This is a genomic window from Pseudomonas sp. NY15181, from assembly GCF_048068055.1.
GTDB lineage: Bacteria > Pseudomonadota > Gammaproteobacteria > Pseudomonadales > Pseudomonadaceae > Pseudomonas.
On sequence record NZ_JBLUPT010000001.1, the window covers coordinates 189139 to 205453 of the forward strand.

The 16315-nt window shown below is 67.0% G+C and carries 22 protein-coding genes; 9 read left to right on the forward strand and 13 right to left on the reverse strand.

What is annotated here, in order from left to right; genetic code table 11:
- Positions 1-12 precede the first annotated feature (12 nt).
- The 5 genes from ACNFBT_RS00895 to ACNFBT_RS00915 are packed head-to-tail and all read right to left on the reverse strand — an operon-like array spanning position 13 to position 4117.
- Positions 13-666, reverse strand: coding sequence for a 3-oxoacid CoA-transferase subunit B (locus tag ACNFBT_RS00895; protein WP_416745611.1), 654 nt, complete (start codon positions 664-666; stop codon positions 13-15).
- The gene (locus ACNFBT_RS00900; RefSeq protein ID WP_416745613.1) at positions 641-1321 is read right to left on the reverse strand and encodes a CoA transferase subunit A; all 681 of its coding nucleotides are present in this window, start codon (positions 1319-1321) and stop codon (positions 641-643) included. The genes ACNFBT_RS00895 and ACNFBT_RS00900 overlap by 26 nt, the downstream gene beginning before the upstream one ends.
- Positions 1318-2646 (reverse strand): aspartate aminotransferase family protein, encoded by a 1329-nt coding sequence (locus tag ACNFBT_RS00905; RefSeq protein WP_416745615.1) that lies wholly within the window; start codon positions 2644-2646, stop codon positions 1318-1320. The genes ACNFBT_RS00900 and ACNFBT_RS00905 overlap by 4 nt, the downstream gene beginning before the upstream one ends.
- A gap of 50 nt (positions 2647-2696) precedes the next feature.
- On the reverse strand, positions 2697-3458 hold the full coding sequence (locus tag ACNFBT_RS00910) for an amino acid ABC transporter ATP-binding protein (RefSeq protein ID WP_416745617.1): 762 nt from the start codon (positions 3456-3458) through the stop codon (positions 2697-2699).
- Positions 3455-4117, reverse strand: coding sequence for an amino acid ABC transporter permease (locus ACNFBT_RS00915; protein WP_416745619.1), 663 nt, complete (start codon positions 4115-4117; stop codon positions 3455-3457). Before ACNFBT_RS00915 ends, ACNFBT_RS00910 begins: the two co-directional genes overlap by 4 nt.
- 211 nt (positions 4118-4328) lie before the next feature.
- On the opposite strand from ACNFBT_RS00915, the gene ACNFBT_RS00920 reads away from it, so the two are divergent.
- Positions 4329-5258 carry a LysR family transcriptional regulator gene (locus ACNFBT_RS00920; RefSeq protein ID WP_416745621.1) on the forward strand — a complete coding sequence of 310 codons (930 nt, stop codon included), beginning with the start codon at positions 4329-4331 and terminating at the stop codon, positions 5256-5258.
- Between the two features lie 36 nt (positions 5259-5294).
- Here ACNFBT_RS00920 and ACNFBT_RS00925 read toward each other — a convergent pair whose 3' ends face one another.
- The 7 genes from ACNFBT_RS00925 to folM form a co-directional block, all read right to left on the reverse strand.
- On the reverse strand, positions 5295-6326 hold the full coding sequence (locus ACNFBT_RS00925; protein ID WP_416745623.1) for a histone deacetylase family protein: 1032 nt from the start codon (positions 6324-6326) through the stop codon (positions 5295-5297).
- 13 nt (positions 6327-6339) lie between these two features.
- On the reverse strand, positions 6340-7116 hold the full coding sequence (locus ACNFBT_RS00930) for an ABC transporter substrate-binding protein (RefSeq protein WP_416745625.1): 777 nt from the start codon (positions 7114-7116) through the stop codon (positions 6340-6342).
- A 179-nt stretch (positions 7117-7295) separates the two neighbouring features.
- Positions 7296-7634 carry a HopJ type III effector protein gene (locus tag ACNFBT_RS00935; RefSeq protein WP_416745627.1) on the reverse strand — a complete coding sequence of 113 codons (339 nt, stop codon included), beginning with the start codon at positions 7632-7634 and terminating at the stop codon, positions 7296-7298.
- Positions 7635-7647: 13 nt separating this feature from the next.
- On the reverse strand, positions 7648-7959 hold the full coding sequence (locus ACNFBT_RS00940) for a DUF1244 domain-containing protein (RefSeq protein ID WP_416745629.1): 312 nt from the start codon (positions 7957-7959) through the stop codon (positions 7648-7650).
- 127 nt (positions 7960-8086) lie between these two features.
- Entirely contained in the window at positions 8087-8458 is a 372-nt protein-coding gene (folX, locus tag ACNFBT_RS00945; protein WP_207885942.1) for a dihydroneopterin triphosphate 2'-epimerase, read from the reverse strand.
- 1 nt (position 8459) lies between these two features.
- Positions 8460-9008 (reverse strand): GTP cyclohydrolase I FolE, encoded by a 549-nt coding sequence (folE, locus tag ACNFBT_RS00950; protein ID WP_416745631.1) that lies wholly within the window; start codon positions 9006-9008, stop codon positions 8460-8462.
- Between the two features lie 43 nt (positions 9009-9051).
- The gene (gene folM / locus ACNFBT_RS00955; RefSeq protein ID WP_416745633.1) at positions 9052-9777 is read right to left on the reverse strand and encodes a dihydromonapterin reductase; all 726 of its coding nucleotides are present in this window, start codon (positions 9775-9777) and stop codon (positions 9052-9054) included.
- Between the two features lie 140 nt (positions 9778-9917).
- On the opposite strand from folM, the gene ACNFBT_RS00960 reads away from it, so the two are divergent.
- Positions 9918-10370, forward strand: coding sequence for a flavodoxin (locus ACNFBT_RS00960; protein WP_416745635.1), 453 nt, complete (start codon positions 9918-9920; stop codon positions 10368-10370).
- The gene (locus ACNFBT_RS00965) at positions 10370-10840 is read left to right on the forward strand and encodes a cupin domain-containing protein (RefSeq protein WP_416745637.1); all 471 of its coding nucleotides are present in this window, start codon (positions 10370-10372) and stop codon (positions 10838-10840) included. The genes ACNFBT_RS00960 and ACNFBT_RS00965 overlap by 1 nt, the downstream gene beginning before the upstream one ends.
- Before the next feature lie 94 nt (positions 10841-10934).
- Here the strand turns inward: ACNFBT_RS00965 and ACNFBT_RS00970 are convergent, their stop codons facing one another.
- Positions 10935-11831 carry a LysR family transcriptional regulator gene (locus ACNFBT_RS00970; RefSeq protein WP_416745639.1) on the reverse strand — a complete coding sequence of 299 codons (897 nt, stop codon included), beginning with the start codon at positions 11829-11831 and terminating at the stop codon, positions 10935-10937.
- Between the two features lie 113 nt (positions 11832-11944).
- Between ACNFBT_RS00970 and ACNFBT_RS00975 the strand changes: the two genes are divergently transcribed.
- The 6 genes from ACNFBT_RS00975 to ACNFBT_RS01000 all read left to right on the forward strand — a co-directional run bounded on the left by ACNFBT_RS00975 (position 11945) and on the right by ACNFBT_RS01000 (position 16250).
- A complete protein-coding gene (locus ACNFBT_RS00975; RefSeq protein WP_416745641.1) occupies positions 11945-12322 on the forward strand; it encodes a CidA/LrgA family protein in 378 nt (125 codons plus the stop codon).
- Positions 12309-12995 carry an LrgB family protein gene (locus tag ACNFBT_RS00980; RefSeq protein WP_416745643.1) on the forward strand — a complete coding sequence of 229 codons (687 nt, stop codon included), beginning with the start codon at positions 12309-12311 and terminating at the stop codon, positions 12993-12995. Before ACNFBT_RS00975 ends, ACNFBT_RS00980 begins: the two co-directional genes overlap by 14 nt.
- A gap of 185 nt (positions 12996-13180) precedes the next feature.
- Entirely contained in the window at positions 13181-13963 is a 783-nt protein-coding gene (locus ACNFBT_RS00985; RefSeq protein WP_416745645.1) for a class II aldolase/adducin family protein, read from the forward strand.
- The gene (locus ACNFBT_RS00990; protein WP_416745647.1) at positions 13963-14841 is read left to right on the forward strand and encodes an alpha/beta fold hydrolase; all 879 of its coding nucleotides are present in this window, start codon (positions 13963-13965) and stop codon (positions 14839-14841) included. Before ACNFBT_RS00985 ends, ACNFBT_RS00990 begins: the two co-directional genes overlap by 1 nt.
- Before the next feature lie 97 nt (positions 14842-14938).
- Entirely contained in the window at positions 14939-15232 is a 294-nt protein-coding gene (locus ACNFBT_RS00995) for a hypothetical protein (RefSeq protein WP_416745649.1), read from the forward strand.
- A 106-nt stretch (positions 15233-15338) separates the two neighbouring features.
- The gene (locus tag ACNFBT_RS01000) at positions 15339-16250 is read left to right on the forward strand and encodes an SDR family oxidoreductase (protein ID WP_416745650.1); all 912 of its coding nucleotides are present in this window, start codon (positions 15339-15341) and stop codon (positions 16248-16250) included.
- The last annotated feature ends 65 nt before the right edge of the window (positions 16251-16315 follow it).

The window sequence follows — 16315 nt, forward strand, 5'->3', positions numbered from 1 at the left end:
TGGCGGTCCGGGTCAGGGGCGGGCGTCGCGGAAGGGCGCGGTGATCGCTTGCAGTTGCGAAAGGCTCAGGTCGCTGAGGATTTCCCGCAGCAGCAGGCCCTCGGCGTCGATGTCGAACACCGCGTGCTCGGTGATGATCCGGGTCACGCAGCGGCGCGCGGTCAGCGGCAGGTCGCAGCGTGCGACGATCTTGGCGCGGCCGTCCTTGTCGCAGTGCGGCATGGTCACAATCACCTGGCGGGCTTTCTGCGCCAGCTCCGCGCCGCCGCCGATGCCGGCGACTATCTTGCCCGGCACCAGCCAGTTGGCCAGGTCGCCGTGCTGCGAAACCTGCAGGGCGCCGAGGAAGGTGATGTCGAGCAGGCCGCGGCGGATGATGCCGAAGGAGGTGGCGCTGTCGACGATGGCGCCGCCCGGCACCACCGTGACGTAGCCGCCGCCGGCGTCGATCAGCTCGGCGTCGAGGTTGTGCTCGCCGGCCTGCGGGCCGACGCCGACGATGCCGTTCTCCGAGTGAATCCACACCTGGATGTCGTCCGGGACGTAGCCGGGAATCAGCGTCGGCAGTCCGATGCCGAGGTTCACCAGCTGGCCGTCGCGGATTTCCCCGGCGGCCCGGCGGGCGATGATTTCCCGCGGGTCAGCGAGGGATGGGCTGGTACTCATGGGAGCTCCTTGTTACGGCGACCAGGTGGTGAACGAAAATGCCGGGGGTGTGGATGCTGTCCGCCGGCAGCGCCTCTTCGCTGAGGTCGTAGACCTCGGCGATCACGCGGTCGGCGGCCATCGCCATGAGCGGGCCGAAGTTGCGCGCGCTGCCGTGGTAGCGCAGGTTGCCGGCGCGGTCCGCGCAATGCCCGGCGATGAAGGCGTAGTCGGCGCGCAGCGCCGGTTCGACGTACAGCTGGCGGCCATCGAGGGTGACCGTCTGACGCCGCTCGCCGAGCTCCTCGGGAATCTCGATGTCGCTGAGGAAGGCCGGCAGGCCCACGCCGGCGCAGCGGATGCGCTCGGCGAACAGACCCTGGGAGACGAACTCCACCTCCAGTTGCCCGGCCGTGTAAGCCTTGCGCGCCGCGCCGCTGAGGCCCAGGTGGGTGGTGATCATCTTGCGGATCGCCCCGGCCTCGATCAGCCGCGAGACGCCGTAGCCGTCCTGGTTGGCGTCGTTCTTGATGATGGTCAGGTCACGCTTGCCCTGGCGCGCCAGTTCTTCCAGCAGGGAGAACGGCGTGCCGGGCGAGCCGAAGCCGCCGACCATGATGCGGCTGCCGTTCGGCACCTCGGCGATGGCTTGCTGCAGCGAGCACTGCTTGTTCATCGGCCGGCCTGCTGCGCCTGGAAGGCGTCGAAGGTGGCGCCGAGCAGTTCGACGATTTCGTCGCACTGTTCGCGGGTGGTGATCAGCGGCGGGGAGATCAGCGTGTGGTCGCCCTGTTCGCCCATCAGCGAGCGGCGCGGGTAGATGATCAGGCCGCGCTCGCGGGCCAGGCGGGTGATGCTGTCGCTGACGTTGGCGGCCAGCGGGAAGGGCGTTTTGCTCTCGCGGTCGGCAACGTACTCGACGGCTTGCAGATAGCCACGGCCGCGCACGTCGCCGACGAAGTCGTAGCGCGCGCCGAGGGCCTTGAGACGTTCCAGCAGGTAGGCGCCGTTCTCGGCCACCTTGGCGACCAGGCCTTCGTCTTCAATGGCCTGGATCACTGCCAGGGCGGTGGCGCTGGCCAGCGGATTGCCGGCGTAGGTGTAGCCGTGCTGGAAGCCGCCCGAGGCCAGGATCGGGTCGGTCAGTTCGGCGCGGGTCAGCACCGCCGACACCGGGTAGTAGCCAGCGCCCAGGCCCTTGGCCAGGCACAGGATGTCGGCCTGCACGTCCCAGTGCTCGTAGCCGAACCAGCGGCCGGTGCGGCCGATGCCGGTCATCACTTCGTCGAGGATCAGCAGGATGCCGTGGCGCTTGCAGATCGCCTGGATGCGCGGGAAGTAGACGTCGTGCGGTACTTCGGCGCCGGTGCTGGCGCCGCCGATGGGTTCGGCGATGAAGGCGGCGACGTTGTGCGCGCCGACTTCCAGGATGGCCGCTTCCAGCTCGTCGGCGCAGGCGATGGCGTGGGCCTCGGCGCTCAGGCCGGCGGGCACGCGGTATTGGGTCGGCGAGGCGATCTTCGGGTAGTGCTGGAACATCGGTTCGAAGGGCTGGGTCAGCGGGGTGTAGCTGGTCATCGCCAGCGCGCCCATGGTCGAGCCGTGGTAGGCCGGCTTGCGGCTGATGAAGATGCCGCGCTGCGGCTCGCCCTTGGCGTACCAGTACTGGCGGGCGATCTTCAGCGCCGACTCCACCGACTCGGAGCCGCCGGAGGAGAAGAACACCCGGTCGAAGCGCTGGCCGGTGAGGTTCACCAGGCGCTCGGCGAGGTCCAGCGCGGGCTGGTTCTCGAACTGGGTGCGGTAGGCGAAGGCGACCTTGTCCAGTTGCGCCAGCATCGCCTCGCGCACCGCCGGATGGCCGTGGCCGAGCTGCGCGACGATGGCCCCGGAGCAGGCGTCCAGGTAGCGCCGGCCGTGCTCGTCCCAGGCATAGATGCCCTGGGCGTGCGAGACGGTCGGCAGGCGCACGGCGGATTGGTAGAACAGGTAGTCGGACATGCGAATCCCCTGGTTGATGACGCGCGTCCCGGCGCGCCCTTGGTGTCGAGTCAGCCGATGTCGGCGAGGAAGGAGCGGGTGCGTTGCTGCTGCGGCTGGCGGAACACTTCCTGCGGCGTGCCCTGTTCGACGATGTTGCCGTCGGCCATGAACACCACGCGGTCGGCGACCTTCTCCGCGAAGCGCATCTCGTGGGTCACCACCATCATGGTCATGCCGCTGCGGGCGAGGCTCTCCATCACGGTGAGCACGCCGCCGACCATTTCCGGGTCGAGCGCCGAGGTGGGTTCGTCGAACAGCATCGCGTCGGGCTTCAGCGCCAGGGCGCGGGCGATGGCCACGCGCTGCTTCTGGCCGCCGGAAAGGTTGCCGGGGTAGACGTCGCGCTTGTCCAGCACGCCGACCTTCTCCAGCAGTTCCTCCGCCTCGGCGCGGGCCTGGCGCGGGTCGATGCCCTGCAGCTGGGTCGGGGCGATGGTGATGTTCTCCAGCACCGTGAGGTGCGGGAACAGGTTGAAGTGCTGGAACACCATGCCGACCTTCATGCGCAGGCCGTTGAGGTATTTCTCCTGGGCACCGTGGCTGCGCCGGCGGTCGTTGATCAGTTGGCCCTGGAAGTGGATCTCGCCGCGCGTCGGCTGTTCGAGCATGTTCACGCAGCGCAGCAGGGTGCTCTTGCCCGAGCCGCTGGGGCCGATCAGCACCATCACCTCGCCCTTGCGGACATCCAGGTCGATGCCCTTGAGCACCTCCAGCGGGCCGTAGTGCTTGTGGATATCTTTCAGCTGGATCTGTACGTCAGCGGTGTTCATGCCCGTCCTCCCTTGAGCAGAAGCCGCCGCTCGAACACTTGCAGCAGCAGGCTGGTGATGCTGGTCAGCAGCGCGTAGATCAGTGCGCAGGCGAAGTACAGCTCGAATGGCTTGAAGGTCGCGCCCACCAGTTGCTGGGTGCGCATGAACAATTCGGCCAGGGTGATGGTGGAGACCAGCGAGGTGTCCTTGATCAGGATGATCAGGTTGTTGCCCAGCGGCGGCACGATCAGCTTGAAGGCCTGCGGCAGGATGATCAGGCGCATGGTGCGCACGGTGCCGAAGCCCAGCGAGCGCGATGCCTCGATCTGCCCGTGGGGGATGGCCTGGATGCCGGCGCGGATGGTCTCGGCGTTGTAGGCGCCGACGTTCAGCGCCAGGCCGATCACACCTGAAGTGAAGGGCGACAGTTCCAGGCCGAACTGCGGCAGGCCGAAGTAGATGATGAACAGCTGGACCAGCAGCGGCGTCGAGCGGATCAGCCAGATGTAGCCGGCGGCGATCCAGCGCAGCACGCGATGCCGGGACAGACGGGCGAGGGCGGCGAACAGGCCGATCAACAGGCCGAAGACGATGGCCAGCAGCGTCAGCTCGACCGTGACGCCGGCCGCCTTGAGCAGCATGGGGAGGTAGTGGAGCACCAGGTTGAAGTCGAACATTCTTATTCTCGGGTTGGGTCTCTGGAGCCATCCGTGGTGAGTGAATGGTGGTTCCTACAAATTATTTTAATACCCAGGTGTTCTGGCTTGGGCCCGCTAGGCAAGCGGGTTTCAGTTGTTCGTGAACACGGGGTGAGTCTTGCATTGACAAAAAACAGCGTCAATTTATGATCTTTTTTCATCATTTGACCGGCCAGGATGCATCCCCACCATGCGTACCGAGTTCAGCCTGCGCGACCTGGAAATCTTCCACGCCATCGCCACCACCGGCTCGACGCGCCAGGCGGCGGTGCAACTGGGGCTTACCCAGTCGGCGGTGAGCCATGCGCTGGCGCGGCTGGAGGAGTCGCTCAAGATCCGTCTGTTCGCCCGTGAGAACCAACGCCTGCAGATCACCGCGGCGGGGCGCTACATGCTCAACGAGGCGATCCTGCTGATGGGCAATCTGGCGCGTATCGAAGAGGACCTGTTCGTCCTCCAGGACAGCGGCGTCGCCTCGCTGAAGCTGGGCTGCGCGCCGGGGCTCGGCCACCGCTTCGGACCCGGCCTGGTGCAGCGCTACCTGCAGGCCCATCCGGGCATCGCGGTGTCGCTGGACGTGGCGGCCAGCGGCCGGTTGATCGCCGAGGTGGAGGCCGGGCGGCTGGACATGGCGCTGGTGTCCTACGAGGTGCACGAGCCCAACCTGCTGTTCGCGCCCATGGTCTCGGCGCGCATGCGCGTGCTGATGCCGGCGGCGAGCCCATTGGCGGAGAAGGCGGAACTGGAACTGGCCGATCTCGACGGGCAGACGCTGATCAAGCCGATCCAGTCCGACCACCTGATCTACCGCGACAACAGCCTGCGCCGCCTGCTGCGCCACGAGTTGCAATCGAGCCTGTCGTGCATGGGCGCGATGATCGAAATGACCGGCGGGTTGAGCCTGGTCAACGCCATCACCGCCGCCGACCTGTGCGAAAACCCGAAGCTGGTCAGCCGGCCCTTCGCGCTGGAGCAGTGGTTCAATTTCTACCTGGTGTACAAGCAGGAGCTGAAGAGCAACCGCCTGATCGGCGACGTGCGCCTGGCGCTGGCGCAGGTGGTCGAGGCGATGCAGCAGCGTGAGGATTGTGCTGGGGCACTTCGTCTGCCGGCGGCCTGAGAACCTGAGGTGGGCGGCCGAGGCCGCCCACCAACATCACGCTTTGCGCCGCGGCGCGAGGAAGCCGTTGAAGAACTGCTCGGCGTTGTCCTGCAGGCTTTCCAGGTGGTAGCCACCCTCCTGCACGATCAGCGTCGGCAGGTTCAGTTCGCCGATTGCCTGACCGAGGCGGCGGAAGCCGTCTCCGGTCACCGCGACCTGGGATTGCGGGTCCAGCTCGTAGATGTCGAAGCCCAGCGACAGCACCAGGGCGTCCGGCTCGAAGCGGCGCAGCGCGGCGATGGCCTGTTGCAGGCGCTCGAAGAACACCGACTCGGGCGAACCGTGGGGCATGCTCAGGTTGAGGTTGTAGCCGTAGCCGGCGCCGGCACCGCGTTCGTCCTCGTAGCCGGCGACCACCGGGTAGAAGTTGGTCGGGTCGCCGTGGATCGACACGTAGAGCACGTCGTCGCGTTCGTAGAAGATTTCCTGTATGCCCTGGCCGTGGTGCATGTCGGTGTCCAGCACGGCGACCCGGGCATGGCCCCTGCGCAGTTCCTGGGCGGCGATGGCGGCGTTGTTCAGGTAGCAGAAGCCACCGGCGGCATCGCGCCGGGCGTGGTGCCCCGGCGGGCGGCACAGCGCGTAGGCCTCGGGCTGGCCATCGAGCAGGGCGCGGGCGCCGGCGATGGCGCTCTGCGCCGACCAGTAGGCGCCGCGCCAGGTCTGCTCGCCCACCGGGCAACTGCCGTCGGCCAGGTAGCGCGCGGCCTTGGCGAGGATGCCGCGCAGCGGGTTGGGCTCGCGGATGAAGACGTTGGAGATCACCTCCTCGCCCCAGTCCTGGCCGGTGGCTTTCCACTCGGCATGAGCTTCTTCGAGGAAGCGCAGGTACTCCGGGCTGTGCACCGCGCTCAGCGGTTGCATGCCGTGGTCGTCGGGCTGGCGCAGATCGAAGCCCAGGCGTTCGACCGCCTGCAGCAGGCGCCGGGGGCGCTCGGGCACCTCCTGCGGCACCCGCATCTGCCCGCGGGACAGGTAGGTGCGCGGATGGTGGAGGTACTGGTCGGGGTGGAAGTAGGTCAGCATTGCGCAGTGTCCTTCAACGGATGTCAGTGCCCAGCCATTTCTCGCTGATGCCCTTGTAGGTGCCGTCCTTGTCGAGGTCGGCGAGCGCCGCATTGATGGCGGCTTTCAGCTCGGGGCTGTCCTTGCGTACGGCGATGCCCATCTTCTCAGGGTAGAGCAGGCCGCCCGCCGGGCGCGCGTCCAGGTGGCGGTCGCGGATGGTCAGCAGGCCGGCGATCTTGTCGGTGACGAAGCCGTCGATGCGCTTGTTCTGCAGGTCCAGGAGGATGTCCGGCAGGCCCTTGTAGGTCTTCAGGGTGACGTTCGGCTTGTGCTCGCGCAGCCAGCTCTCATAGGTCTCGCCCAGGGTGATGCCGATGACCTTGCCGTCCATCTCGTCGATGCCTTGCAGCGGGCTGTCCTTGCGCACGAACAGTTGCGCGCCGGAGAGGTAGTAGGGCTCGGAGAAGTCCACCGCCTTCATGCGCTCGTCGGTGATCGCCAGGCTGCCGATGATGGCGTCGTACTTGCCGGCGAGCAGGCCGCCGATGATGCCGTCCCAGGCGGTGGTGACCGGCTTGGCGGTGACGCCCAGGCGTTGTGCGATGCCGTCGCCGATGTCGACGTCGAAGCCCTGCAGCTTGCCGTCCACGTCGATGAAGCTGAAGGGCGGGTATTTACCGGTGAGGGCGAAGCTCAGTTCGCCTTTCTGCTTGATGCCGTCGAGGTCGCCGGCGTGAGCGAGGAAGGGCAGGAGGCAAGTGGATGCCAGCAGCAGGCTGCTGGCCAGGGCGCGCATTGTTTTTGTCATTTGGCGGAGCTCCCGGTGGTGGGTGAGGAAGTCGCCAGGAGTGTTCCAATCGCCTCTTTTCGCGTCAATCTATGTTGTTTTTCAATCACATGAGTCGTTTGGCTAAGCACCCGCGCCGTGCCTTGCCCGGACAAGAAAAAGCCCCGCATGAGCGGGGCTTTTCCATGACGCGAAGAACCTCAGCCGCGGCGCGACAGTGGCTGGCGCTCGAAATTGACGCCGGCCAGGCCGGTGGTCTGCAGGGCGCGGATGTTGGCGTGGTCGGTGCCTTCGGGGTTTTCACGCACGGCGCGGTAGTGCTCGCCGAACGCCAGCAGCGACTCCTCCTGGCTCAGGCCTTCGAGGATGGCGAAGCCCAGGGTCTTGCAGGAGCCTTCGTTCTGCCCGGCGGGATTTTCCACGGTGCCGTTGCTGAAGGCGCTGGGGGTGTAGCTGTAGTGCTCGGCGATGTACGCCAGGGTGTCGGTGAACAGGTGCTGCTCGCTGCGCAGGCGCGCGCGAAAATCGTTGAGGGTCATCAAGGCAAACTCGTTAGTGCTTTTTCGCGTTATCGAAGGCCGCCTGCTGGGCAGGCGACGCTTCCGTCTGATACTTGGCCTTCCATTCGGCGTAAGGCATGCCGTAGATCTCTTCGCGGGCCTGGTCGGGGCTGACGTCCAGCCCCATGTCGTCGGCCGCGGCCTTGTACCACTTGGACAGGCAGTTGCGGCAGAAGCCGGCAAGATTCATCAGATCGATGTTCTGCACGTCCTTGCGGGTGCGCAGGTGCTGCACCAGGGTACGGAACGCGGCGGCTTCGAGTTCCGTGCGCTGTTCGTCGGTCAGATTCATGGGCTCGGTCATGGCGTGTCTCTCATTGGGCGCAACAGAGGCGCATGGCGGGGCTGGCGCGATTCTATAGAGCGGGACGATCGGCCAGCAACGCCCATTGGCCGACTGGTACGGGCGTGCAGCGTGCCCGACCGGCCGGTCAGCGCTGGGCGGCCAGCGCGATGGACACCGACTCCGCGAAACGCAGGGCGTGAGGCTTGTCCACTTCCACTTCAGCGTAGTGCACCGCCGGGTTGCTCATCACCAGGTCGAGCAATTCCTGGGTCAGGCGCTCGAGCAGGGCAAAGCGGTTTTCTTCCACGTGGGCGATGATCGCCTTGGTGATGGTGCGGTAGTTCAGCGCGTGCTCGATGTCGTTGACCTGCACCGCGTCGCCGGCCGGGTAGAGGATGGTGAGGTTGATCAGCACATCCTGCTTGTTGAGGATTTCCTCCTCCTTGATGCCGATGTAGGTGCGCACGCGCAGGTCCTTGACCCGGATTCGCGCCATGCCTGGCTGCAGCTGCGTCATTTCACTTGCTCCGTCCGATCAGTTTCAGGAATTCCTGGCGTGTGGTGTTGGACTCGCGGAAGGCGCCGAGCATTACCGAGGTGTTCATCACCGAGTTCTGCTTCTCCACCCCGCGCATCATCATGCACATGTGTTGCGCCTCGATCACCACCGCCACACCCGCGGCATTGGTGACCCGCTCGACGGCCTCGGCGATCTGCCGGGTCAGGCTTTCCTGGATCTGCAGGCGGCGCGCGAACATGTCGACGATGCGCGCCACCTTCGACAGTCCCAGCACCTTGCCGGTGGGAATGTACGCCACATGGGCCTTGCCGATGAAGGGCAGCAGGTGATGTTCGCACAGCGAGTAGAGTTCGACGTCCTTGACGATCACCATTTCGTCATTGTCCGAGGCGAACAGCGCGCCGTTGACGATCTCCTCCAGCGTCTGCTCGTAGCCGTGGCAGAGGAACTGCATGGCCTTGGCCGCGCGCTTGGGCGTGTCGAGCAGGCCCTCGCGGTCGGGGTCTTCGCCGAGCCCCAGGAGGATCTCACGGTGGTGGCGAGACATATCTTCGATCATTGGGGGAATCCTCGCGCCCGCGCCGGGCGGGTCATTTCAGGTGCCGGCCGCCGTTGACGGTCAGGGTGGTGCCGGTCACGTAGGGGCTGTCGAGCAGGTAGCGCACGCTCTGGTAGATCACGTCCGCGCCCGGCTCGATACCCAGGGCGGATTTCGCCAGGGTGCGCGCGCGGTAGTCCGCGTCGTCGCCGTCGTTGAACAGGATCAGTGCCGGCGCGATGCCGTTGACCTTGATGTGCGGCGCGAAGCGTGCGGCAAAGGACAGGGTGAGGTTGTCCAGGCCGGCCTTGCTGGCGCAGTAGGCGATGCGGTTGGCGCTGCCCTTGCGGGCGACGTCGTCGGAGAGGTGGATGATGTCCGCCGGGGCGCCGCGCCCGGCCGCGTCGCGTTCGAGCAGCGGCGCGCAGCGCAGGTTGATCAGGTAGGGCGCGAGCATGTGCAGGCGGAACAGTTCGCCGAAGGCGTCCGCCTCATGGCCGGGCTCTTCGCTGACCCAGGCCGAGGCGTTGTGGATGATCGCGCGCAGGCGGTCGGTATGGGACTTCAGCGTATCGATGAAGGCGAGGATGCCGGCTTCGTCGGCCAGCTCCGCGTGCAGGCAGGTGGCGCCCAGCTGGCGCAGTTCATCGACGCCGGGTTTCTCCTGGCGGTAGGTCGCGATCACCGGCTGGCCGTCCTGCAGCAGGCGTTTCGCGCAGTGCAGGCCGATGCGCTGGCTGGCGCCGGTGATCAGGATGGGAGCCGGGGTATTGCCCATGCGCGCCTCGTGAAATCGGGGGAAACGGCGCGCCCTGGAATATCCGAGCGGCCGGGTAGGGCAAAACTATACCAGCCCCGGCGCGGCTGGGCACGGATGGGGCATAATGGGTGGCCTTGTCTTGCCCTGTGGGAGTGATCATGAAAGTCGCCATTCTGTCCGGCTCGGTCTACGGCACCGCCGAAGAGGTCGCGCGCCACGCCAGGCGCCTGCTCGAAGCGGCCGGTTTCGAAGCCTGGCACGACCCGCGCGTGACCCTTAACGGCCTGCTGGCCTTCGGTCCCGAGGCGCTGCTGGTGGTGACTTCGACCACCGGCATGGGCGACCTGCCGGACACCTTCCAGCCGCTGTACTACGCGCTGCGCGACCGTCTGCCGAACTGGCGCGACCGTCCGGGCGGTGTGATCGCCCTGGGCGACTCCAGCTATGGCGACACCTACTGCGGTGGCGGTGAGCTGGTGCGCGAGCTGCTGGTGGAACTGGGCATGCGCGAAGTGGTGCCGATGCTGCGCCTGGACGGCAGCGAGACGGTCGACCAGGAGACCGACGCCGAGCCCTGGATCGCCGAGTTCATCGCCGCGCTGAAGGCCTGATGCATCCCCGCGCCCGCTATCTGATCGATACCCTCGGCCTCGCCCCGCACCCCGAGGGCGGCTTCTATCGCCGGGTGTTCGATTCGACCCTGGTGGGCGCCGATGGCCGCCAGCAATCTTCGGCCATCTTCTTCCTGCTGCCCGGCGGTACGGTCAGCCGCTGGCACCGCATCGATGCCGATGAGCTCTGGCATTTCCACGAAGGCGGCCCTCTGGAACTGCTGGTGGCCGAGCGGCCGGACGCTCCCGTACGTATCGAACGCCTCGGCCCGGTGGGCGAGGGCAGCCTGCCGCAGCGCGCGGTGCCCGCCCACGCCTGGCAGGCGGCGCGCTGCCAGGGGGATTACGTGCTGGTGGGGTGCACGGTATCGCCGGCGTTCGAGTTCGCCGGGTTCAGGCTGCTGGCCGATGATGCCGATGCGCAGCGAGCGTGGCCGAAGCTGGTCGGGGAGTTTCCCGAGCTGCTGTAAAGCGGTTCGCGAGCAAGGGCTAGGCGCCCCCCTCGATCCTACAGGTTGGCGTCGGTACGCTCCTGGTAGGAGTGAGCTTGCTCACGAACCCGCATTACTTCGATCGTTCAGGGTGCAGCGGCATCTCCTCCATCAACTCCAGCCACGCCTTCGCCGCATTCGACAGGTAGGCATCGCGCCGCCAGATGAAGCTGATGTCCCAGCGCAGGTCCGGCTGGCTGAGCAGCACCCGCGCCACGCCCGGACGTTCCAGTTCCTCGGCCACTACCCGTGGCAGCAGCACCACGCCCTGGCCGGCGGCGACCAGCGCGCCGAGGAAGTCCGCCTGGCCGCTGCGGCCGCCTTCGCGCGGTTCGAAGCCGGCCTCGCGGCAGGCGCGCAGCAGGCGGTCGTTGAGGGTGAAGCTCTGCTGGTAGAGCAGGAAGGGCGTCTCGGCCAGCTCCACCAGGCTCAGGCTTTCCCGCGTGGCCAGCGGATGGTCGGTCGGGAGCAGGACGTCCAGCGGCTCGTTGCAGAACGGCTGGTGGTCGAAGGCCGGGTCTTCCGGGGTGATGCCGCCGCCCAGTTCCAGCTCGCCGCTGTAGACCAGCTCTTCCATGGTCTTGCTGCCGCCCTCGATCAAGTGCACGGCGATGTTCGGGTAGCGCCGCCGGTACTCGGCGAAGCGCCCGGCGAACAGCGCGTCGGCGCCCAGCAGCGGCAGGCCCAGGCGCAACTCGCCACTTTGCAGATGGGTGAGGTCGTCCAGTTCGGTGAGCAGTTCGCGGCGCAGGCGCAGCATGTCCTCGGCGCGACGCAGCACCACTTCGCCGGCGGCGGTCAGGCGGATGTGCGGGCCGCTGCGCTCCAGCAACTGCACGCGCAGGCTCTGCTCCAGCTGGGCGACCTGCTTGCTCACCGCCGACTGGCTAGCGTTCAGGTGCGCCGCCGCCTGGGTGAAGCTGCCCTGGCGCACCACTTCGGCGAAGGTGCGCAGCTGCTTGAATTCCATTCTGGAATGACTCCGATTCGATCAATTCGCTTTGGGGATGATAGGCGCGGGCGTAGGCTTTGCACCATTCCCGAACGCATTGCTTCTTCCCCGAATCCATCGAGACCGCTGCCATGTTCCGCCGCGCCGCCCGCCTGATTTTCGAACTCGCCGTCCTCGCCGCCTTCTGGTGGATCGGCGGCTGGATCGCCAGCCTCACCGGCCTGCCGCTGCCGGGCGGGGTGATCGGGTTGGCGCTGCTGCTGGTGCTGTTCGCCTGCGGGGCGATCCGCCCGGCCCTGCTGCAGGGCGGCGCCGGTGTGTTGCTGGCGGAGATGCTGCTGTTCTTCATCCCCGCGCTGATGAGCCTGCTGGACTACGGCCCGCTGCTGCGCAGCGAGGGCTGGAAGATCCTGCTGGTGATCACCGCCAGCACCGTGCTGGTGATGCTGGCTACCGCCCTGGCGGTGGAGTGGATGTGCCACTGGAGGTCGCGCCATGAGTCTCGATAAGCAACCCCTGTTCTGGCTCGCCGCCACCCTCGGCGGCTACCTGCTCAGCCGCCTGCTGTACCGGCGTTACCAGCAGTACTGGCTGTCGCCGATCGTGTTCGTCCCGGTGCTGCTGTTCGCCCTGGCGATTCCGATGCGCGCGACCTACGCCGACTACGCCCGCGACACCAACTGGCTGGTGGCGCTGCTCGGCCCGGCCACCGTGGCCTTCGCCATCCCCATCTGGCAGCAGCGTGCGTTGCTCGCCCGCCACTGGCCGGCGCTGCTGATCGGCATGCTCGCCGGCTCGACCATGGCCATCGGCAGCTCCTGGGCGCTGGCCCATGCGCTGGCGCTGGACGGCCAGGTGACCCTGTCGCTGCTGCCGCGCTCGATCACCACCCCGTTCGCCATGGAAATGTCCCATGACCTGGGCGGCGTTCCGTCGCTGACCGCCGCCTTCGTGATGATCACCGGGGTGTTCGGTGCGCTGGTGGGTGGCGTACTGATGCGCCTGCTGCACCTGCGTTCGGCCCTGGCCCGTGGTGCACTGCTGGGCGTGGGCGCCCACGGCGCGGGCACCAGCCGGGCCTATGAGTTCGGCGGCGAGGAAGGTTCGGCGGCGGGCCTGCTGATGGTCCTGACCGGGCTGTTCAACCTGCTGCTGGCGCCGGTCCTGGCGTACTGCCTGTAAGCCGCCGAGGTCGGTTTCCATTCGTTGTCGTTGAGCCCGGGCGTGGGGCGTCGCCCTGCGCTCGGCTTATGGCGTGTCATTCGGCACCCCATGCCGGGGGCAACTGTCAGTTCCGTGACAGTCCACGGCATGCGGCGCTGGCTAGACTGCTGCCACGCACAACAACAACGAAGAGGGTTCCGACCATGCACGCCGCACACCCGCTGCCCACCGCGAACGTCAAGGACCAGGTCTCCGCCGCCGAATGGCAGACCCGCGTCGACCTGGCCGCCTGCTACCGACTGATCGCGCTGCACGGCTGGGATGACCTGATCTTCACCCACATTTCCGCCAAGGTGCCCGGCACCGAAGACTTCCTGATCAACCCCTTCGGCATGATGTTCCACGAGATCACCGCGTCCAGCCTGGTGAAGGTCGATCTCGCCGGCAAGAAGCTGATGGACAGCCCCTACGAGATCAACCCGGCCGGCTACACCATCCACAGCGCCGTCCACGAAGTCCGCCACGACGTCTCCTGCGTGCTGCACACCCACACCGCCGCCGGCATCGCCGTCTCCGCGCAGAAACAGGGCCTGCTGCCGATTTCCCAGCAGTCGCTGTTCGTCCTCTCCAGCCTCGCCTACCACGGCTACGAGGGCGTGGCGCTGAACCATGACGAGAAGGCGCGCCTGCAGGCCGACCTGGGCGAAGCCGGCTTCATGATCCTGCCCAACCACGGCCTGATGACCTGCGGGCCGAGCATCGCCGACACCTTCCTGATGATGTTCATCCTGCAGCGCGCCTGTGAAATCCAGGTGCTGGCCCAGGGCGGCGGCGCCGAACTGATCATGATTCCGCAGCAGATACTCGACGGCGCCATGGCCATGGCCGCCGGCGTCACCCGCAGCAAGCAGGGCCTGGGCGGAGCGCTGGCGTGGCCGGCGCTGCTGCGCAAGCTGGACCAGCAGAACCCCGGTTACCGCGACTGATGGCGCTGGCCGGCATCGCCCTGCGCGACTGGCGCGCGCAGGGCAGTTCCTTCACCTTCCGGGGCCACGACATCCGCTACTGGAGCGCCGGCAGCGGCGAGCCGTTGCTGTTGATCCACGGTTTCCCCACCGCCTCCTGGGACTGGCACTACCTGTGGCGTCCGCTGGCCGAACGCTACCGGGTGATCGCCTGCGACATGCTCGGCTTCGGCGACTCCGCCAAGCCGCGCGGCCACGACTACCGCATCCTCGAACAGGCCGATCTGCAGCAGGCGCTGCTGGTGCATCTGGATATACACGAACCGGTGCACCTGCTGGCCCACGACTACGGCAACAGCGTCGGCCAGGAGCTGCTGGCGCGGCACGAGGCGGGCGGCTTCGCCCTGGCCTCCTGCGTGTTCCTCAACGGCGGCCTGTTCCCGGAAACCCACCGTGCGGTGCTGTCGCAGAAGCTGCTGCTCAGCCCGTTGGGCGGCCTGTTCGCCCGGCTGTTCAACCGCCGGCGCCTGGCGCAGAACTTCGCCAGGGTGTTCGGCCCGGCCAGCCAGCCGTCGGAGGCGGAGCTGGATGCCTTCTGGGAGCTGATCCGGCATAACGACGGGCCGCGGGTGATGCACCGGCTGATCCACTACATCCTCGACCGCCGCGAGCACCGCGAGCGCTGGGTCGGCGCGATGCAGCGCACCGCTGTGCCGCTGCGGGTGATCGATGGACCGGTGGACCCGATTTCCGGTGCGCACATGGTGGCGCGCTACCGGGAGCTGATTCCGCAGCCGGACACCGTCGAGCTTCCCGGCATCGGGCATTACCCGCAGGTCGAGGCGCCGGAGCAGGTACTGCAGCACTATCTGGCGTTCCGACAGGAAAGGGTTCGATAGGTACGGACCGATCCGTCTGGAGATTCGGAACTGGCTGATAGCTGGGCTCCGTGTGGCGGCGGTAGCTTCCCCGACTTTTCAGCCGGAGGCCGCCGCCATGCCACTCAGATCCGTCATTCCCGTCCGCCAGCCGCAGGGTTCGCTGCTGTACCGGGCGCTGCTGCACCTGCGCCGGGATTTCGCCTTCGTCGCCATCCCGCTGCTGTTGCTGCTGGTGGGTATCTGCGCCGCTGGCTGCTATTACGCCTGGATGCTCCAGAACTGGGTACCGGCCGCCCTGGGGGCGCTGGCGTTGCTGCCGGCCTTCGGCCTGCTGCTGTTCTGGAGCGAATACGACTGGTGGTTGTTCAAGCTCGGCCCGCGCGAGGAACTGAACCTGCCGATGCGCTGATCATCCCCCGGCCTTATTGGGCACTATTCGCCCTGATCGTCTTGGTTGTGACCCGATGACGGCTGCCGGACACTCCGGAAAAACAGACCTGCCTGGAGTTCCTGCCATGAGTGATGCCCTGCACTTCGACGGAAAAGTCGTGATCGTTACCGGAGCCGGTGGTGGCATCGGCCGTGCCCACGCCCTGCTGTTCGCCAAGTACGGCGCCAAGGTGGTGGTGAACGACCTGGGCGGTAGCACCCATGGTGAAGGCGCCAACTCGTCGGCCGCCGACCGCGTGGTGGCGGAAATCCGCGAAGCCGGCGGCACCGCCATCGCCAACCATGACTCGGTGACCGACGGCGAGAAGATCGTGCGCCAGGCCGTGGAGGCATTCGGCCGCATCGACGTGGTGGTGAACAACGCCGGCATCCTGCGCGACAAGACCTTCCACAAGATGGAAGACGCCGACTGGGACCTGGTCTACAAGGTCCACGTCGAGGGCGCCTACAAGGTGACCCGCGCCGCCTGGCCGTTCATGCGCGAGCAAGGCTACGGCCGGGTGATCTTCACCTCGTCCACCTCCGGCATCTACGGCAACTTCGGCCAGAGCAACTACGGCATGGCCAAGCTGGGCCTCTACGGCCTGACCCGCAACCTGGCCATCGAAGGCCGCAAGAACAACATCTTCGTCAACGCCATTGCCCCCACCGGCGGCACCCGCATGACCGAAGGCCTGATCCCGCCGCAGGTGTTCGAGCAGCTCAAGCCCGAGCTGGTCAGCCCGCTGGTGGTGTACCTGGGCAGCGAGGCCTGCCAGGAGACCTCCGGCCTGTTCGAGGTTGGCGGCGGCTGGATCGGCAAGGTGCGCTGGGAGCGCAGCCTGGGCGTGGGCTTCGACCCGAGCAAGGGCTTCAGCGTCGAGGACGTGGCGGCCAACTTCGCGCAGATCTGCGATTTCGAGAACGCCGCGCATCCGAAAGACAACGTCGAGGCGCTGCGCGAGATGATGGCGAACCTGCAGAAATACGCCGGTTGATCCGGCCAGCCTGACCGGCGGAACAGCCAGCGGGGCTGTTCCTTGGAGGCAGACGCAGTAAGGTG

What these genes read in the sequence shown, in the direction of transcription:
- ACNFBT_RS00895 (WP_416745611.1), bottom strand. Translation starts at nt 666, where the DNA reads ATGAGTACCAGCCCATCCCTCGCTGACCCGCGGGAAATCATCGCCCGC.
- ACNFBT_RS00900 (WP_416745613.1), bottom strand. Translation starts at nt 1,321, where the DNA reads ATGAACAAGCAGTGCTCGCTGCAGCAAGCCATCGCCGAGGTGCCGAAC.
- ACNFBT_RS00905 (WP_416745615.1), bottom strand. Translation starts at nt 2,646, where the DNA reads ATGTCCGACTACCTGTTCTACCAATCCGCCGTGCGCCTGCCGACCGTC.
- ACNFBT_RS00910 (WP_416745617.1), bottom strand. Translation starts at nt 3,458, where the DNA reads ATGAACACCGCTGACGTACAGATCCAGCTGAAAGATATCCACAAGCAC.
- ACNFBT_RS00915 (WP_416745619.1), bottom strand. Translation starts at nt 4,117, where the DNA reads ATGTTCGACTTCAACCTGGTGCTCCACTACCTCCCCATGCTGCTCAAG.
- ACNFBT_RS00920 (WP_416745621.1), top strand. Translation starts at nt 4,329, where the DNA reads ATGCGTACCGAGTTCAGCCTGCGCGACCTGGAAATCTTCCACGCCATC.
- ACNFBT_RS00925 (WP_416745623.1), bottom strand. Translation starts at nt 6,326, where the DNA reads ATGCTGACCTACTTCCACCCCGACCAGTACCTCCACCATCCGCGCACC.
- ACNFBT_RS00930 (WP_416745625.1), bottom strand. Translation starts at nt 7,116, where the DNA reads ATGACAAAAACAATGCGCGCCCTGGCCAGCAGCCTGCTGCTGGCATCC.
- ACNFBT_RS00935 (WP_416745627.1), bottom strand. Translation starts at nt 7,634, where the DNA reads ATGACCCTCAACGATTTTCGCGCGCGCCTGCGCAGCGAGCAGCACCTG.
- ACNFBT_RS00940 (WP_416745629.1), bottom strand. Translation starts at nt 7,959, where the DNA reads ATGACCGAGCCCATGAATCTGACCGACGAACAGCGCACGGAACTCGAA.
- folX (WP_207885942.1), bottom strand. Translation starts at nt 8,458, where the DNA reads ATGACGCAGCTGCAGCCAGGCATGGCGCGAATCCGGGTCAAGGACCTG.
- folE (WP_416745631.1), bottom strand. Translation starts at nt 9,008, where the DNA reads ATGTCTCGCCACCACCGTGAGATCCTCCTGGGGCTCGGCGAAGACCCC.
- folM (WP_416745633.1), bottom strand. Translation starts at nt 9,777, where the DNA reads ATGGGCAATACCCCGGCTCCCATCCTGATCACCGGCGCCAGCCAGCGC.
- ACNFBT_RS00960 (WP_416745635.1), top strand. Translation starts at nt 9,918, where the DNA reads ATGAAAGTCGCCATTCTGTCCGGCTCGGTCTACGGCACCGCCGAAGAG.
- ACNFBT_RS00965 (WP_416745637.1), top strand. Translation starts at nt 10,370, where the DNA reads ATGCATCCCCGCGCCCGCTATCTGATCGATACCCTCGGCCTCGCCCCG.
- ACNFBT_RS00970 (WP_416745639.1), bottom strand. Translation starts at nt 11,831, where the DNA reads ATGGAATTCAAGCAGCTGCGCACCTTCGCCGAAGTGGTGCGCCAGGGC.
- ACNFBT_RS00975 (WP_416745641.1), top strand. Translation starts at nt 11,945, where the DNA reads ATGTTCCGCCGCGCCGCCCGCCTGATTTTCGAACTCGCCGTCCTCGCC.
- ACNFBT_RS00980 (WP_416745643.1), top strand. Translation starts at nt 12,309, where the DNA reads ATGAGTCTCGATAAGCAACCCCTGTTCTGGCTCGCCGCCACCCTCGGC.
- ACNFBT_RS00985 (WP_416745645.1), top strand. Translation starts at nt 13,181, where the DNA reads ATGCACGCCGCACACCCGCTGCCCACCGCGAACGTCAAGGACCAGGTC.
- ACNFBT_RS00990 (WP_416745647.1), top strand. Translation starts at nt 13,963, where the DNA reads ATGGCGCTGGCCGGCATCGCCCTGCGCGACTGGCGCGCGCAGGGCAGT.
- ACNFBT_RS00995 (WP_416745649.1), top strand. Translation starts at nt 14,939, where the DNA reads ATGCCACTCAGATCCGTCATTCCCGTCCGCCAGCCGCAGGGTTCGCTG.
- ACNFBT_RS01000 (WP_416745650.1), top strand. Translation starts at nt 15,339, where the DNA reads ATGAGTGATGCCCTGCACTTCGACGGAAAAGTCGTGATCGTTACCGGA.